The sequence below is a fragment of the Streptomyces sp. NPDC033221 genome, assembly GCF_055577005.1.
This window is the reverse complement of sequence record NZ_JBVIQN010000003.1, coordinates 42,136-57,796: the sequence shown is the minus strand read 5'-3', so window position 1 is coordinate 57,796 and position 15,661 is coordinate 42,136. Positions and strand designations below refer to the sequence as shown.

At 72.6% G+C, this 15,661-nt stretch carries 12 protein-coding genes and 2 pseudogenes; 7 read left to right on the top strand and 7 right to left on the bottom strand.

Features of this window, described 5'->3' with window-relative positions; translation table 11 throughout:
- Nucleotides 1–14: 14 nt before the first annotated feature.
- Both ACZ53K_RS04380 and ACZ53K_RS04375 read right to left on the bottom strand, forming a co-directional pair.
- Nucleotides 15–1,208: an ROK family transcriptional regulator gene (locus ACZ53K_RS04380; protein ID WP_468831996.1), complete on the bottom strand. Its 1,194-nt coding sequence runs from the start codon at nt 1,206–1,208 to the stop codon at nt 15–17.
- A 75-nt stretch (nt 1,209–1,283) separates the two neighbouring features.
- Complete coding sequence (locus ACZ53K_RS04375; protein WP_468831994.1) at nt 1,284–1,715, bottom strand: ATP-binding protein; 432 nt, start codon at nt 1,713–1,715, stop codon at nt 1,284–1,286.
- A gap of 37 nt (nt 1,716–1,752) precedes the next feature.
- On the opposite strand from ACZ53K_RS04375, the gene ACZ53K_RS04370 reads away from it, so the two are divergent.
- Both ACZ53K_RS04370 and ACZ53K_RS04365 read left to right on the top strand, forming a co-directional pair.
- Nucleotides 1,753–2,616 (top strand): helix-turn-helix domain-containing protein, encoded by an 864-nt coding sequence (locus ACZ53K_RS04370; RefSeq protein ID WP_468831993.1) that lies wholly within the window; start codon nt 1,753–1,755, stop codon nt 2,614–2,616.
- The gene (locus ACZ53K_RS04365; RefSeq protein ID WP_468831992.1) at nt 2,613–2,810 is read left to right on the top strand and encodes a DUF397 domain-containing protein; all 198 of its coding nucleotides are present in this window, start codon (nt 2,613–2,615) and stop codon (nt 2,808–2,810) included. The genes ACZ53K_RS04370 and ACZ53K_RS04365 overlap by 4 nt, the downstream gene beginning before the upstream one ends.
- Here the strand turns inward: ACZ53K_RS04365 and ACZ53K_RS04360 are convergent.
- The 3 genes from ACZ53K_RS04360 to ACZ53K_RS04350 are packed head-to-tail and all read right to left on the bottom strand — an operon-like array spanning nt 2,782 to nt 6,502.
- The gene (locus ACZ53K_RS04360; RefSeq protein ID WP_468831991.1) at nt 2,782–4,935 is read right to left on the bottom strand and encodes a xanthine dehydrogenase family protein molybdopterin-binding subunit; all 2,154 of its coding nucleotides are present in this window, start codon (nt 4,933–4,935) and stop codon (nt 2,782–2,784) included. The two genes, ACZ53K_RS04365 and ACZ53K_RS04360, sit on opposite strands and share 29 nt — an antisense overlap.
- A complete protein-coding gene (locus ACZ53K_RS04355) occupies nt 4,932–5,957 on the bottom strand; it encodes an FAD binding domain-containing protein (protein ID WP_468831989.1) in 1,026 nt (341 codons plus the stop codon). The genes ACZ53K_RS04360 and ACZ53K_RS04355 overlap by 4 nt, the downstream gene beginning before the upstream one ends.
- Nucleotides 5,954–6,502: a (2Fe-2S)-binding protein gene (locus ACZ53K_RS04350; protein ID WP_468831988.1), complete on the bottom strand. Its 549-nt coding sequence runs from the start codon at nt 6,500–6,502 to the stop codon at nt 5,954–5,956. The genes ACZ53K_RS04355 and ACZ53K_RS04350 overlap by 4 nt, the downstream gene beginning before the upstream one ends.
- A 50-nt stretch (nt 6,503–6,552) precedes the next feature.
- On the opposite strand from ACZ53K_RS04350, the gene ACZ53K_RS04345 reads away from it, so the two are divergent.
- Nucleotides 6,553–7,011, top strand: a complete 459-nt coding sequence (locus tag ACZ53K_RS04345) for a hypothetical protein (RefSeq protein ID WP_468831987.1) — start codon at nt 6,553–6,555, stop codon at nt 7,009–7,011.
- Between the two features lie 141 nt (nt 7,012–7,152).
- Nucleotides 7,153–7,218 (top strand): annotated as a pseudogene (locus ACZ53K_RS04340) (hypothetical protein); the annotation flags it as partial.
- A 322-nt stretch (nt 7,219–7,540) separates the two neighbouring features.
- Here the strand turns inward: ACZ53K_RS04340 and ACZ53K_RS04335 are convergent.
- A pseudogene (locus ACZ53K_RS04335) lies at nt 7,541–7,954 on the bottom strand (mechanosensitive ion channel family protein); the annotation flags it as partial.
- Between the two features lie 493 nt (nt 7,955–8,447).
- Here ACZ53K_RS04335 and ACZ53K_RS04330 point away from each other — a divergent pair.
- Entirely contained in the window at nt 8,448–8,984 is a 537-nt protein-coding gene (locus tag ACZ53K_RS04330; protein ID WP_468831986.1) for an HNH endonuclease, read from the top strand.
- A gap of 152 nt (nt 8,985–9,136) precedes the next feature.
- On the opposite strand, the gene ACZ53K_RS04325 is transcribed toward ACZ53K_RS04330, so the two are convergent.
- A complete protein-coding gene (locus tag ACZ53K_RS04325) occupies nt 9,137–12,262 on the bottom strand; it encodes a beta-N-acetylglucosaminidase domain-containing protein (protein ID WP_468832338.1) in 3,126 nt (1,041 codons plus the stop codon).
- A gap of 773 nt (nt 12,263–13,035) precedes the next feature.
- Here ACZ53K_RS04325 and ACZ53K_RS04320 point away from each other — a divergent pair.
- Both ACZ53K_RS04320 and malQ read left to right on the top strand, forming a co-directional pair.
- On the top strand, nt 13,036–13,338 hold the full coding sequence (locus ACZ53K_RS04320; RefSeq protein ID WP_468831985.1) for a hypothetical protein: 303 nt from the start codon (nt 13,036–13,038) through the stop codon (nt 13,336–13,338).
- Nucleotides 13,338–15,578: a 4-alpha-glucanotransferase gene (gene malQ, locus ACZ53K_RS04315; RefSeq protein WP_468831984.1), complete on the top strand. Its 2,241-nt coding sequence runs from the start codon at nt 13,338–13,340 to the stop codon at nt 15,576–15,578. The genes ACZ53K_RS04320 and malQ overlap by 1 nt, the downstream gene beginning before the upstream one ends.
- Nucleotides 15,579–15,661: the final 83 nt, after the last annotated feature.

Below are 15,661 nucleotides of genomic sequence, written 5' to 3'. Positions count from 1 at the left end.
CCCCAACAGGAGCATCAAGCCGTGTCGAACACGGAGTTACGCGCCTCGGCGAGCGCCGTTCGCAGCGCGCCGATGAGAATCGGATTTCCTTCGATATTGCTGAGCCGAAGCTCCGGCCGGGGCAGTGCGAGCCCCGTGAACTCCCCCTCGACCAGCTCCCGCAGGGCTTCCCCGCCCGCCTGGGCCACCTCGCCGGACAGCACCACCAGCCGTGGGTCCACGACGGCGACCACCGCCGCCAGCCCGGTCGCCAAACGCCGCGCGACCTCGGCGAGCACGCCGCGATCGGCCAGCGCTCCACCGACCGTACGGGCGTCCCGCACCCCGTACTCCCGCGCCAGCTCCACCACACTCGGCGTCCCGACGAGCCGCTGGAAGCCCCCGCCGGCGTCCGGCCGGGCCGCGCTGCGGTCCCCGTCCCGCGCGAGCGGCGCGTCCGGCAGCGGCATGTAGCCGATCTCGCCCGCGCCGCCCGTGGCGCCGCGCAGCACCTGCCCGCCGAGCACGATGGCGGCGCCGACCCCTTCGTCGGCCCACACCAGCACGAAGTCATCAAAATCCTGCGCGGCACCGCCGTGCTGCTCGGCGACGGCCGCCAGATTCACATCGTTCTCGATCACGATCGGTACGCCCAGCACCCCGGTCAGCTCTTCCTTGAGCGTCCGCGAGTGCCAGCCGGGCAGATGCGGCGCGTACCGCAGCACACCGGTCTGCGGGTCGAGCGCGCCGGGCGTCCCGATCACCGCCCCGTGCAACCGCTCCCGCGCCAGCCCGGCCTTGACCAGCGCACCATCCACCGCCGACGCCACGAGCTGCGCCGTTCTGTGCGGCGTCCCCTCGTCCACCGCGTCCGTACCGACCCGCTCCTCGCCGAGTACCTGCCCGGTGACATCGGCGACCGCGGCGGTGATTCCGCACTGGTCGACGGCGAGCGCGGCCACGTACGCGGCGTCCGGATCGACCTCGTACAGCTGGGCGTTCGGCCCCGGCCGCCCGGTCACATTGCCCGTGGTCCGCACCAGTCCGGCCGCCTCCAGCCGTCCCAGCAGCTGCGACGCGGTGGGCTTGGACAGGCCGGTCAGCTCGCCGACCTGCGTCCGCGTCAACGGCCCCTGCGACACGAGGAGATCGAGCGCGGCCCGGTCGTTCATGGCCCGCAACACCCGCGGCGTTCCGGGAGTGCCCTGTCCGCCCTGCCCTCCGGCCATGGCGCCCGCCCCACCTCTCGCTGCGCGATCTGTTAGGAAAGTTTCCAATCGATGCACAGGAACGTAAGCGCCGCGTCAGCACGCCGTCAATGGGTCTGTACCACTGAGTTTGAGCACCGCCCAGACGGCCTTACCCGGACCCGGCCGGCACGCCACACCCCAATCGTCCGCCAGCGCGCCGACGAGCACCATGCCCCGGCCGTGTTCGTCCAGCGGCTGCGGGGAGCGGGCGACGGGCATTCCGTCGCCGGCGTCCGACACTTCGATACGCAGGACGCCGTCGGCCGGCCCGAACCGGACCTCGATCCGCCGCCCGGGGCCGGTGGCGGCGAGCACGGCGTTGGCGGCCAGCTCGCCGATCAGCAACTCCCCGGTGCCCACGGTCGTGGGCGCGAGGCGCTGCGCGGCGGCCCATTCCCGGAAGGCCGCTCGCGCCAGACGAGGGCTGCGCCGGTGGCGGGGGAAGTGGTGGGTCACGCGGGCAGGGGGAAGCAGGCTCTCGGCCATGACGGAACCGCTCTGAGGGTGCGAGAACGAACCGGCGGTGCGTCCCTCGACCGTCCTCGGCAGGCAACTGGGCGATGAGCTACGTGACTTTCGCGAGGCGGCGGGGCTGTCCACAGCCCTGGCGGCTGAAGCGCTGGACTGCACGAAGGGAAAGATCAGCCGTATCGAGAACGGCCGGGTGCCGCTCCGTACGCCGGACCTCGTGGCGCTGCTGGACGCGTACGGTGTGCGGGACGCGGACACGCTGAGGCGCCTCACGGCCTTGGCGCGGATCGCGAACCGCCGCCGCAGAGATGGCTGGTGGAACCAGTACGGGGAGGTTCTTGCGGACACCTACCGCGACTACATCGCACTGGAGGCGGTCTCCGACTCCGTCAAGACCTTCCAATGCCAACTCGTTCCGGGCCTTCTGCAGACACCGGCCTACGTGCGTGCCGTGACCGTGGCATCCAGAGCGTGGCACTCTCCGGACGAGATCGAACAGTTCGTCCAGGTCAGACTGGCTCGTCAGCAACGCCTCACGAACGATCCGAGACTCACCATGTGGGCCGTGGTGACCGAAGGTGTGCTGCACCAGCAGGTCGGCGGCCCGACAGTGATGCGGGCCCAGCTCGAACACCTTGCGGCCATGTCCGAGGAACCGAACGTCACGGTCCAGGTGCTGCCGTTTTCCCGAGGCGCACACGCAGGTATGTTCGGTCCGTACCTGCTGCTGAGCTTCCCGCAGGTGTCGGCATTGGACGTTGTTCGTGCGGAGAACCCCACCGGAGCGGTCTGGCTTGAGCGGGAGCCGGAAGTATCGCGCTACCGCGAGCTGTTCGCCGACGCCCGTACGTCTGCACTTTCGCCTGCGGAATCAGTGGCCCGGATCGAGCGCGTCGCCAAGGAGTACCGAGCGTGAACCCCACAGACATCACCTGGCGCAAGAGCACCTACAGCGGTGGACAGGACGAATGCCTGGAGATAGCCGACGGCCTCCCCGCCCGCTCACCCGTCCTCGTACGTGACAGCAAGCGTCCCGGCGGCCCGCACCTGCTGATCCCCACTCCGGCCTGGGCTGCCTTCCTCACTGCCGTGAAGGCGGACCGTTACTGAGTCCCTCCAGCACCTTGTCCAACGTCACCGGCACCTCCCGCACCCGCACCCCCGTCGCGTGCCGCACCGCGTTGACGACGGCCGCAGCCGTGCCCGTGATGCCGATTTCGCCGATGCCTTTGGCACCCAGGGGGTTGACGTACGGGTCGTCCTCGTCGATCCAGTGGGCCTCGATGCTGTGGACGTCCGCGTTGGCCGTGATGTGGTAGTTCGCCAGGTCGTGGTTGACGAGGAGGCCGTAGCGCGGGTCCGTCACGGTTTCCTCGTGGAGGGCCATGGACAGGCCCATCGTCATGCCGCCGATGAGCTGGGAACGTGCGGTGCGCGGGTTGATGACGCGGCCGGCGGCGAAGACGCCGAGGAGGCGGGGGACGCGCACCTCGCCGGTATCGGCGTCCACCCGTACCTCGGCGAACTGGGCCCCGAAGGCGTGCATGGCGAAGCGTTCGGCGTGCGGATTGGCGGGCGTCTCGGCCTGGGCGTGGTCTCCGGGGGACGGGTCGTGCCCGTGCCGCTCACGGAATGTCTGCGCCGCCGCCACGATCGCCGAGCCCCACATCGCCGTCCCCGAGGACCCGCCGGCGACGGTGGCCTTCGGGAGGGCGGTGTCACCGAGGCGCAGTTCGACGCGGTCGTAGGGGACGTCCAGCGCGTCGGCGGCGATCTGGGCCAGTACGGTCCAGGCGCCGGTGCCGAGGTCGGCGGCGCCGATGTCGACCCGGTAGTGCCCGTCGTCCCGGTACTGGACCGCGGCGACCGAGCCGGGCACGCGGTTGACCGGGTAGGCGGAGGAGGCGACGCCCGTACCGACCAGCCAGCGGCCGTCCCGCCGTACGCCCGGGTGCGGGTCGCGGTCCTGCCAGCCGAAGCGGCGCGCGCCTTCGCGCAGGCAGGCGACCAGGTTGCGGCTGGAGAAGGGCTTCCCGGTCTCCGGGTCCGTCGGCGCGTCGTTGCGGACGCGCACCTCGACCGGGTCCAGGCCGAGGCGTTCGGCGAGTTCGTCCATGGCCACCTCGGGCCCGAACATGCCGGGGCACTCGCCGGGCGCCCGCATCCAGGACGGCACCGGAACGTCGAGGGCGGCCAGGCGGTGGGTGGTCTTCCGGTGCGGTGCCGCGTACATGGTCCGTGTCGGGTTGGCGGACTGCTCGGCGAACTCCTTGATGCGCGAGGTCTGCTCGACGGCGTCCATGCCGATGCCGGTCAGCCGCCCGTCGGCCCCCGCCGCGAGTCGGACCCGCTGGTACGTGGGGGTGCGATAGCCGACGAGGGTGAACATCTGCTGCCGGGTCAGCGCGAGCTTCACCGGCCGCCCGGAGACCGCCCGCGCGGCCAGCGCCGCCAGCACCGAGTGGCCGTGCGGCTCGCCCTTCGAGCCGAAGCCGCCGCCGACGTACGGGCAGATCATGTGGACGCGCGCCCGGTCGAGGCCGAACACCTCGGCCAGTGTGTCGCGGTGCCCGTGCACACTCTGGCTGGAGTCGTACAGCGTCAGCTCGTCTCCCTGCCACACGGCGATGGTGGCGTGCGGCTCCATGGGGTTGCAGTGGGTCATCGCGGTCACGTACGTCTCGTCCAGCGCGACCGCGCCCGGGTCCGCCCGGGCCGCCTCCATGGCGGCGTCCAGGTCGCCCAGCTCACTGTCCGTGCCCGCACCACCGTTGGCCGTCTCCGGCCGGTACAGCTCACTCTCGCCCGGTTTCAGTTCGGATGCGTGCGGTTCCTCGGCGTACGAGATCCGTACGAGCGACGCCGCTTCCCGCGCCGCCTCCGGCGTCTCGGCGATCACCGCCCCCACGATCTGCCCACGGAACGCCACCTCGGGCTCCTGCAGGATCGCCAGCTCAGCGTCGTCCGTGGACGCCAGCCGCTCGGCGTTCTCGTACGTCAGTACGGTGATGACGCCGTCCTCCTGCTGTGCGGCCTCCGTGTCGATGGCCGTGATGTGGCCGCGGGGGATGGTGGACAGCACGGCGTGCGCGTAGCAGGGACGTTCCATCGGGTGCTCGAAGGCGTACGGGGCCCGGCCGAGCACCTTGTCGCGGGCGTCGGAGCGCTCCTGGTCCGCGCCGACGGCACGGGGGCGAGCCGGGTCCGCGGTCCGGCTCTCGGACGTACTAGTCATCGTGTTCCCTCCAGGCCGCCAGGAACCGCCGGCGTCTCCGGCACCAGCTCGCGTACGACGGTGACCAGCGTGTTGTGGACCAGCGGAATCTTGAATGCGTTGTCCCGCAGCGGATGCGCGTCCGCCGTCTCGGCGTCGGCGGCCGTACGGCAGCTCTCCTCGGTGGCCGGGAGCCCGCGCAGGGCCTGCTCGGCGCGCTCGGCCCGCCACGGCTTGTGCGCGATCCCGCCCAGCGCGATGCGGGCTTCCCGTACGGTGCGGCCGTCGTCCTCCAGGTCGAGCGCCACCGCCACGGAGACCAGCGCGAACGCGTACGAGGCACGGTCGCGGACCTTGCGGTAGCGCGAGCGGACCGCGTACGGCAGGGCGGGCAGCTCGACGGCGGTGATCAGCTCGCCGTGCCGCAGGACCGTGTCGCGGTGCGGCGCGTCACCGGGCAGCCGGTGGAACTCGGTGAGCGGGATGCGACGCTCGCCGTCCGGGCCGAGCGTCACGACCACCGCGCCCAGGGCGGTCATCGCCACCGCCATGTCGGACGGATGCACGGCCACACAGTGCGAGGAGGCGCCCAGGACGGCGTGGTAGCGGGTCCAGCCTTCCAGGGCCGCACAGCCGGAGCCGGGGTCGCGCTTGTTGCACGGGGTGCTGGGGTCCTGGAAGTAGGCGCAACGGGTGCGCTGCAGGAGGTTGCCGCCAGTGGTGGCAAGGTTGCGCAGCTGTCCGGAGGCCCCGGAGAGCAGGGCCTGGGAAAGAACCGGATAGCGCGAGCGTACGGCGGGATGGGCGGCGAGATCGGCGTTCCGCACGTTCGCCCCGATCCGGAGGCCGCCGCCGTCCAGCTCCTCCACCTGGTCCATGGGCAGCCGCGTGACGTCGACCAGCAGGTCGGGGGAGGTGATCCCGAGTTTCAGATGATCGACGAGATTCGTACCGGCGCCCAGGAACGCGGCCCCGGGGTGCGCCGCCACGGCGGCCACGGCCCCGGCGGCGTCGGCGGCACGCTCGTACCGGAAGGGCTTCATCGGTCCGCCCCCTCAGCCTCGGCAGCGGCCGCAACAGCCGGAACGATATTCACATACGCCCCGCAACGGCACAGATTGCCGCTCATCCGCTCGGCGATCTCGTCATGCCCCAGCGCTTCGGGCGCGATGCCGCCCTCCGCCCCCACCTCGGTCACCGCACTCGGCCACCCCTGTGCCGCCTCCCGCAGCACACCCACCGCCGAGCACACCTGGCCCGGGGTGCAGTACCCGCACTGCAGCGCGTCGTGATCCACAAAAGCCTGCTGTACGGGATGCAGCCCGTCGCCCTCACCCAGCCCCTCGGCCGTGGTGATCTCCGCCCCGTCGTACGACACGGCCAAGGCGAGACAAGTCGTCGCCCGCCGCCCGTCCAGCAGCACGGTGCACGACCCGCACTGCCCGTGATCACACCCCTTCTTGGGGCTGGTGATCCCCAGCCGCTCCCGCAACGCGTCGAGCACGGTGGTCCGCGTATCCACCGTCACCTCGTACGCCTGCCCGTCGACGCGCAGCCTGATCTCGGTCTCCATGGTCAGCCGAGTCACCCGGAGATGGGGTGGTAAACGACTGCATACAGGTGATGGGGGACGGGGGAGTGGGAATCGCTGCGGCGCCGCAGACGCTGAAGCAGGTTCTCCAGTGGAGGAAGGCAATGATGCTCGCGGAGCCGGACCGTCTCTTCAAAGTGTGGGAGTACACCGTCTCCCACCAGACCCTGTTGCTTCGCAGTGACACGGATCTGGCCATGAACACCGCACCGCGCATCGAAATCCATGTGGGCGGTGTGCAGACCATGTTTCTGCACTCGATGATGCGTGGTCTGACAGTGGCACCCGCCGACGAGGGAGAGGTCGCCGAGATCGCGGCGAAGCATGGAGTGGCTGCCGAGGCCGGCATCACCTACACGCTGAAGTCCGGGAACGGGCGGGGGTTTCTCGTCTCGGGCCGCCCGTCATGGAGACGAGCCGTCCGGGACATCGACGCGCCCACACTTTTCGACTTCACGCAGCCGTGGCCGCCTGACGGAGACGTCAGCTGGGGGGATGTGGAGTAGGGGCGCCGGTCTCATGGCCACGGCCTGGGGAAGCCGCTTGCTCCGGTCCGCGGAACTGCTCGGACCGGAGCGAGTGGATGGCCCGACGGCGCTACTTCCCCAGATTGGGCGCCGGGATAGGCGTAGTAGCCAGCGACTGCGGTGACGTCGGGCTGGCGAGGGCCGACGGGGCCGCTACCGCGGCGGCGGGGTCTGGGGCTGTTTCGTCGGGGGTGTCGGCGAGGGGGCGCGGGGCCAGGGTGATGCCTTCCGCGTCGAGGGCCTTTTTGATGCGCCAGCGGAGTTCGCGTTCTATGCCGGGGGCCTTGCCGGGCATGGTCTTGGCGGAGACGCTGATGGTGACGGAGTCGAGGTGGACCTCGCTGAGGCCGAGGACCTCGACGGCCTCCCAGAGCTGTTCGTTCCAGGGTTCGGCCTTGGACATCTCCTCGCCGGCGGTGGTGATGATCTCGCGGGCGCGGTCCAGGTCCTGGTCCGGGGCGATCATGACGTCGACGGCGGCGGTGGACCAGCCCTGGCTGAGGTTGCCGATGCGCTTGACCTCGCCGTTGCGGATGTACCAGATGGCGCCGTTGGGGCCGCGCAGCTTGGTGACGCGCAGGCCGACCTCGACGACCGTACCGGTGGCCACGCCCGCGTCGATCTCGTCGCCGACGCCGTACTGGTCCTCCAGGATCATGAAGACGCCGGAGAGGAAGTCGGTGACGAGGTTGCGGGCGCCGAAGCCGATGGCGACGCCCGCGACGCCGGCGCTGGCGAGCAGCGGGGCCAGGTTGATCTTGAGGACGGACAGTACGGTCAGGGCGGCGGTGCCCATGATGACGAAGGACGCCACGCTGCGCAGGACCGAGCCGATGGCCTCGGAGCGCTGGCGGCGGCGTTCGGCGTTGACCAGGAGCCCGCCCAGCGCGGTGCCTTGGGCGGCCGTCGCGGTGCGGTTCATCCGCTCTATGAGCTTGGTGATCGTGCGCCGGATCACATGCCGCAGGATCACGGCGATCACGATGATCAGCGCGATCTGCAGGCCGGATGTGAGCCAGGTCGCCCAGTTCTCCTCCACCCATCCGGCGGCGTTGGTGGCCTTCTCCGTGGCGTCGTCGAGCGACGCCCGGCGATGCGCGCCGGGCGGCGTGGCGGCTGGGGAAGCGGACCAGAACACAGCAGGAACCTCCGTGTGGGACAGCAGACCCGGGTCGGTGCTTACCGTGCCCCGGGCAGACCAACCACACTAACGGGGCAACGGGGGCGGTCCGCGCCGGTGTTCGAGAGTGACCGGACCAATTACGGGTCTGTTTGGGGGGAAGTAAAGCGGTGTGGTCGAAAACACCTCGGGCCCGTTACCCGGTGATGGTGGCGCTGCGACCAGGCACCGGGGGACACTGTGGAGAGATCGTCCCGGCGCGAGCCACGCGCCGCCGGCGTACAAGGAGGCACCCGTGCCGCATGTCCTGGTCCTCAACGCGTCGTACGAGCCGCTCGGCGTCGTACCGCTCCGCCGCGCGCTCATCCTCGTCCTCAACGAAAAGGCCGTCAGCCTTGAGGAGTCCGGCGCCCTGATGCACAGCGCGACCCGTGTGTTGCCCGCTCCGAGTGTGGTCCGCCTCAAGCGGTTCGTGCGGGTGCCCTTTCGCGGTCCCGTCCCGTTGACCCGCCGTGCCCTGTTCGCCCGGGACGGTGGGCGGTGCATGTACTGCGGTGGCGTCGCAACCAGCGTCGACCACGTTGTTCCGCGCAGCCGTGGCGGGCAGCACACCTGGGAGAACGTGGTCGCCGCGTGCCGCCGCTGCAATCACGTCAAGGCCGACCGGCATGTCGCCGAGATCGGCTGGCGGTTGCGGCATCAGCCCGCGCCGCCGTCGGGTCTGGCCTGGCGGATCATCGGCACGGGGCATAGGGACCCCCAATGGCTGCCATATCTGCAGCCGTATGGGGCGGATGACGCGCTGGCCCGGATCGATGCCGTATCGGCTTAGGTCCGGGTTTTTGCATGGAGAGGGCCATCCGCGGCCGGGTTCGGAGGGAGTCCGGGCCCGGCTGCGGGCGGTCGAGGGTCGTTCTCAGGTGGTCGGTGGCTGCCCCGGCGGTCGGTTCAGCGGACGGTTAACCGGTCGGCTAGGCGGATGGCTCAGCGGGTTTCCGCCGGCCATGCCTCGTGGGCCGACGGCGCGCCCTTGGGCGTGGCACCGGTGGAGCCCGGCCGGGCGGGTGTGCCGGGGTCGGAGCCGCCGGGCTGCCGGGCGGGCGGCGGGGCCGGTGTGTCCGAGCCCTTCACCGCGTACGCCTGTACGTCCCACAGTGAGTATCCGAAGCGGGTCGCGCGCTTGTCGCCCTGGACGCGTACGAAGCGGATGTCCTTCGCGTCCATGCGGACGGTGTCGCGGCCGCCCTTGCCGTCGCGGACGGTGGCCGTCGTGCGCCAGGTCGTACCGTCCGGGGATACCTGGACCCTGTAGCCGGTCGCGTAGGCGTCCTGCCAGGTGAGGACGAGTTTGCCCAGGCGGGTGGGGCGCGGGAGTTCGAGCTGGAGCCAGGCGTCGTCCCGGGCGGGGGAGGACCAGCGGGTCTTCGGGTCGCCGTCGGTGACGGCGGAGGCCGGGAACTCGGGGGTCTCGTCGCCGGAGGAGGTGGCGGTGGCGCCGCGGGCCAGGTCGGGGCCCGCGGTGGGCGGGTAGGTCCGGACGGTCAGCGTCCGCTTCTGGTCCCCGTAGGTGACCGGGATCTCGTACGTGCCGGACTTGGCATCGCGCGCGACCGTGACCTCGATACGGGCGGTGGCCGTGCCGCCGCGCGGGGCGGTGACGTGCTCCGGTGCCCGTACGGTGAAGCCCTTGGGCGCCTTGGCCGTGAGCTTGCCCTCCACGTCGGCGGGGCGGCGGGAGAAGATCCGGGCGTCCACGGAGAAGGTGCCGCCGGTGTCGGCGTCGATCTCGTCGTGGGCCAGCTCCAGGCCCGCCGCCGGGGTATCGGCGAACCACGGGGTGAAGGAGTGCACGGACGGTGCGGTGCCGCCGTCCTTCCAGGCCAGCCGGACCCCGTCGGCCTTCAGGCCGCGCGCCTCGGTCTGCGTCCAGCCGGTGCCGGAGAGGCTGCCGAGCCGGCGCCAGCCCTCGCCGGGTACGTGCGCCTCCACGGAGACGGCGGCCGCGGACGGGCTCGGCTCGGTGAGCGAGGTGACCGCGGTCAGCGGGCGGGAGCGGCCGAAGGGGACGGTCAGGGAGGTGGGGTGGGCGTCCTTGTCCGGCGCCGGGGCGGTGTCGGAGCGATCGGAGCGGGCACCGGTCCACGCGTCGGACTCGGTCATCGCGCGGTCGAGGAAGGGCCCCAGAACGCCCTTTCCGACCGTCGCCGGGCTCTTTTTGATCTTCTTGCGCAGGTCCTGGACGGCGCGTTGTGCGGTCCAGGCGGCGGAGCCGTCCCCGCGGGCCTGCGCCGTCAGCATGTCCACGGCGCGCTCGCCCGCCGCGCCGTAACGCGCCAACTGGCGAGACCAGGGACGTACTTCGTCGGCGAGGCCGGGGGACAGCTGTTCCGGCGCGCCGCTCATCGTGTGGAAGGCGGCCCGCAGCCGGGCGGCGGCCTTGGTGTAGCGCTCGTCGTCGCCCCGGTCGTCGCTGTCGGTGGCGTCGGCGCGGGCCTTCCAGAACGCCTCGATCAGGGGCTTGAGGTACGCGGACTCGTCGGTGCCGAGGACCGAGGAGGCGTCGTTGCCGGCCAGGGCGTGCAGGGCGGCGCGGGAGGCTGCGTCGTCCCCGGCGAGGTCGTCGATGGCGGCCTGCCAGGAGGCGCCGGGCCGGTAGCCGCGCGGGTTCCAGGCGAAGTCGGCGGAGGTGAACAGCGCGACGCGGGACGCGGTGGGCTGCGCCATGGCGTTGGCCAGCAGCGCGCTGGAGCCGGTGGCGACGGCGGGTTCGCGGCCCGTGTAGGGGCCGAGGAAGATACGCTCCTGCGCGTAATCGTTGACCGGATAGTTGTCCATCGTGGCCAACCGGTGGCCGAACACCTCGCGCGCCTTGGCCAGTTCGCCGCCGGTGATGGTACGGGGGACGACGCCGACGCCGGTCCACGCCACCTCGACCCGGTCGGACAGCGCGGCCGCGAGCGCTTCGCGGTAGGCGGTCGAGCCGTCCTGGTAGTACTCGGTCGGCATGAGGGTGAGCGGCGCCGCCTCGGGGTGCCGCTCGGCGAGGTGGTCGGCGAGCGCGTCCGCGACCTTGGCGTGCGCCTTCGCGGCGGCCTCGGGGCCGGAGCCGAAGGTGTCGGCGTCCGCGTCGCAGTGCCACTCGCTGTAGCTGACGTCCTGGAACTGGAGCTGGAAGGCGCGCACGCCCAGCGCCCACATCGCGTCCACCTTGCGGCGCAGCGCCTTCAGGTCGTCCTCGGAGGACATGCACATGGCCTGGCCGGGGGAGATGGCCCAGCCCAGCGTCACGTGGTTGGCGCGGGCCCGCTCGGCCAGCGCGCGGAAGTCGTCGCGCTGCGCCGCCGGGTAGGGCTCGCGCCACCGGAACTGGCGGTACGGGTCGTCGCCGGGCGCGTACAGGTAGCGGTTCTGCTTCGTACGGCCCATGAAGTCCAGCTGGGACAGGCGCTGCTCGCGGGTCCAGGGCCGGCCGAAGAAGCCCTCGGTCATGCCGCGTACGGCGGTGCCGGGCCAGTCCCGTACGACCACGGCGGCCAGCTCCTTGCCGCCGTCGTCGCCACCGTCCTTCCGGCCGTCGCCCTTGGCGCGCTCCACGACGAGCTGGCGCAGGGTCTGTACGGCGTGGAAGAGGCCGTCCGGTCCGACGCCGTCCAGGGCGACCGTGCCGCGGCCCGCGGTCTCGCCGACTGCGAGACGGTAGCCGCCGGAGGGCAAGTCCCCGCGGGCGGGCGCGCGCAAGGCCCGCAGCGCGGACTCGGCGTCCGGGCCGCCGACGCGGAACACCGGGCCCTTGCCGGGCGGCGTCTGCCCTGGGGCGGTGTCGTGGACCGTACGGACTCCGGCGTCGCGCAGCAGGGCGCGCAGCGCGTCCAGGGCGTACGGGTCGGCGTCCGGCGCGGCGACGACCGTGGCCTCGCCGCCCAGCGGTACGGACGCGCCGGCCGACCGCATCGACTGCGGGCGCGGCCACACGGCGGGCGGCTGCCCGGCGGAAACGGTCCGGCCGGTGCCGCCGGTGCCGTCCGCCTGTCCGGGCAGGTCGGGGGTGCCGACGACCGGGTCGGCGGGCGCCGCGTGGGCGGGAGCGGTGCCTCCGAGGAGGCCGCCGATGACGGCGGCGGCGAGGGCGGTGGCCCCGGCGACGCGCGTACGGGCCCGTACCCGTACGGCGCCGAAGCGGCCGACGCTGCCGGTGCCGATGCTGGTGGGGCCGGCCGGGCGGGCGTCGGTGTCCCCGGCCAGGCGGGTGACGGTGGCTACGGTCCCGACGGCGCCGCGATCTCCGGCCGGGCCTGAGACCGGGCCCGAGGCCGGGCCCGACCCCGAGCGCGTACCACCACCGGGCTCGTCACCCGTGGCGCCACCCGCCCCCTCGCCCTGTCTGCCGACCCTTCCGCCGTCCCGAACGCCGCTCCGGACTCGCACGGTCTCTCCTCAGTCCCCGTATTCCAACGCACCGGCCGGCCGGTGACGCACCGGACGGCCGCAGCCCGGCCGCCCCGCGGCCGCGCGCCCCTGAGCCGACTGTCGCGGCGGGGGCCTCGTACCCCGTGGAACCCCGCCGGACCAGCCTTCGGCAGTGAGCCCACCACTGTGGCGGTAAGGGTGTCAACGGCAGCAGGCGAAGTGCCGGGTTTGCCCTGTGGGACCGGCGTGTCGCGGTGTGTTCCGGGGGTGCTCCCGGGGCGGGCCGGGGTGCTGAAGGACTTCCTCCGGAAGGCCCGTCCGAGGGGCATCCCTGCGCCGTCACCCGTCCGCCACCGGCAAATCGCCTGCACGAGGGATGTGTGACCTGGGCCACGTTGGTTGAATGGGTACGTCTGCGACCGCCCGGACTGGGTAGGGCAGGTCGTGTCCCACTACCGACGAACGGGAGGCCCTCCGTGGCCGCGTCCGCTCAGCTCCTCCTCGACGCACTGTCGTCCGCCCCCGAGTACCCGGCAGAGCGCGTCAAACCCTCCGAGCCGGAGAAACCTGTCGAGCCGGATCTGTTCGCCGGGGTGTCCGACCCCGACTCCGGCCTGGACGGATCCGGCTCGCTCTGCTTCTGCGAACCGCCCCTGACCAGCGAGCCTCCGCTCGCCGACGCCGCCCCGCTCACCAGTGAGTCCCCGATCGCCGCCGAGCTGCCGCTGACCAGCGAGCCCACCGCGGCCGGCCTGGGCACGGAGTCCATGGAGGTCTGATGGGCCGACCGCGGCTCGCCGGTCTGCACGGTGTGTGCACGTCCTATGAGCCCGCACCGGGACGTATCGAACATGTCGGTGACGACACCGTCGTCGCCGTTCTCGCCGCGCTGGGGGTCGACGCGTCGACTCCGCACGCCGTACGCGCCGCGCTGGAGGCGTACGACCATGGCGTGGGCCGTGCCCTGCTTCCGCCCACCGTCGTGGTGCGCCCCGGGCGCCCCCCGGACCTGTCGCGTCTGCCCGAGGGCACCGCCCTGCGGGTGGAGACCGAGTCGGGCGAGGTGCTCGACTGGGGCCCGGACCCATCAGGTCCCCCGGACTACGCGTACGAGCCGCCCGCCCAGGACCCGAACCCTGACGACGCCCGGACGCCGCGCAGGGCCGCTGCCCGCGGCCCCGGTGTCGCCCGGATGCCGCGCCGGTCTCCCGCCCGGAGCCCCGGTGCCGCCCGCACGCCGGGCAGGCCCCCGGCCCGAGGCCCCGGCGACCACGTGGGCCGCCTTCCCCTGGGCGTCCACATCCTGCGCGCCCACACCCCCGACGGCCGCTCCGCCCGCGCCCACCTGATCGTCGCCCCCGGCCGGATGCCCGCGCCGCCCGGCCGTACCCACGGCTTCATGGTGCAGCTCTACTCCCTGCTCTCCGGCCGCTCCTGGGGCATGGGGGACCTGGGTGACCTCGCCGACCTGGCCGCCTGGTCCGGACGCGCGCTCGGCACCGGCTTCGTACAGATCAACCCGCTGCACGCCGCCGTGCCCGGAGCGCCCACCGACCCCTCGCCGTACCGTCCCTCCTCCCGCCGCTTCCCCGACCCCGTCCACCTGCGCATCGAGGACATCCCCGAGTTCGGAATCCTCGAAGGCCCGGCCCGCTCCCGGATCGACGCGCTGCTCGTACGGGCCCGGAAGCTGCGCGAATCGGTGCTCCGCGAGGGGGCGCTGATCGACCGGGACGCCGTGTGGGAACTGAAGCGGGAAGCGCTGGAGCTGCTCTGGAAGGTGCCGCTGAGCCCCGGCCGCCGCGCCGCCTACTGCGACTTCCTCGCCGACCAGGGCACGGGCCTGGAGGACCACGCCACCTGGTGCGCGCTGGCCGAGCGGTACGGCTCCGACTGGCGCGGCTGGCCCGCCGGCCTGGACGACCCGCGCTCGGCCCGTACGGCACGGATGCGCGGCTCCCTGCTGGACCGGATCGACTTCCACAGCCGGCTCGCGTGGTACACCGACCAGCAGCTCGCTGCCGCCCAGCGCGCCGCGGACGAGGCGGGAATGGCCATCGGGCTGGTGCACGACCTGGCCGTCGGCGTGCACCCCTCCGGCTCCGACACCTGGGCCCAGCAGGACGCGTTCGCGGCCGGCATGTCCGTCGGCGCGCCGCCCGACGCCTTCAACTCGCGCGGCCAGGACTGGGGCCTGCCGCCCTGGCGGCCGGACGCGCTGGCCGCGCAGGGCTACGCTCCGTACCGCGGTCTGCTGAGCGGCATGCTGCGGCACGCGGGCGCCCTGCGCATCGACCACGTCATGGGCCTGTTCCGGCTGTGGTGGGTGCCGGAGGGCCGGCCGCCGACGGAGGGCGCGTACGTGCGGTACGACGCGGAGGCGATGCTCTCCGTTCTCGCCCTGGAGGCACACCGCGCGGGGGCCGCCGTGATCGGCGAGGACCTGGGGACGGTCGAGCCGGTGGTGCGTACGGAGCTGGCCGAACGGGGCGTGCTCGGCACGTCCGTCCTGTGGTTCGAGCGCGACTACACGAAGGAACCGGCCCGGCCGCTGCCGCCCGGGGACTGGCGCGCCGGGTGCCTGGCCACGGTCACCACGCATGACCTGCCCAGTACGGCGGCCCGGCTGACCGGGCAGCACGCCGCGCTCCGCCACGGCCTCGGGCTGCTGGACCGTTCCCTCCGGGAGGAGCAGGCGGCGGAGGCGGTCGAGGTCGGCGAGTGGCTGGAGGTGCTGCACCGGCTGGGGCTGCTGCCGGAGGGGCGGGGGAGCGAGGAGGCGGCGGTCAAGGCGCTGCACCGCTATCTGCTGCGCACGCCCGCCCGCATGGTCGGGGTGTGGCTGCCGGACGCGGTGGGGGACCGGCGTCCGCAGAACCTCCCGGGGACATGGGACGAATATCCCAACTGGCGGCTGCCGATCACCGATCCGGCAGGGCGCCCGCTGTCCTTGGAGGAGATTGCCGCGTCGCCCCGGCTCCATGCGCTGATGAGTGAACTGCGCACCCCACAGCGGTAGTCGGGCCCGGAGCGGCCGGCTGACCGGCTGCCCGCGCCGGTCTTCCGGTCGCATCGGCCGTACGGGACCATGCCGTGGACGCC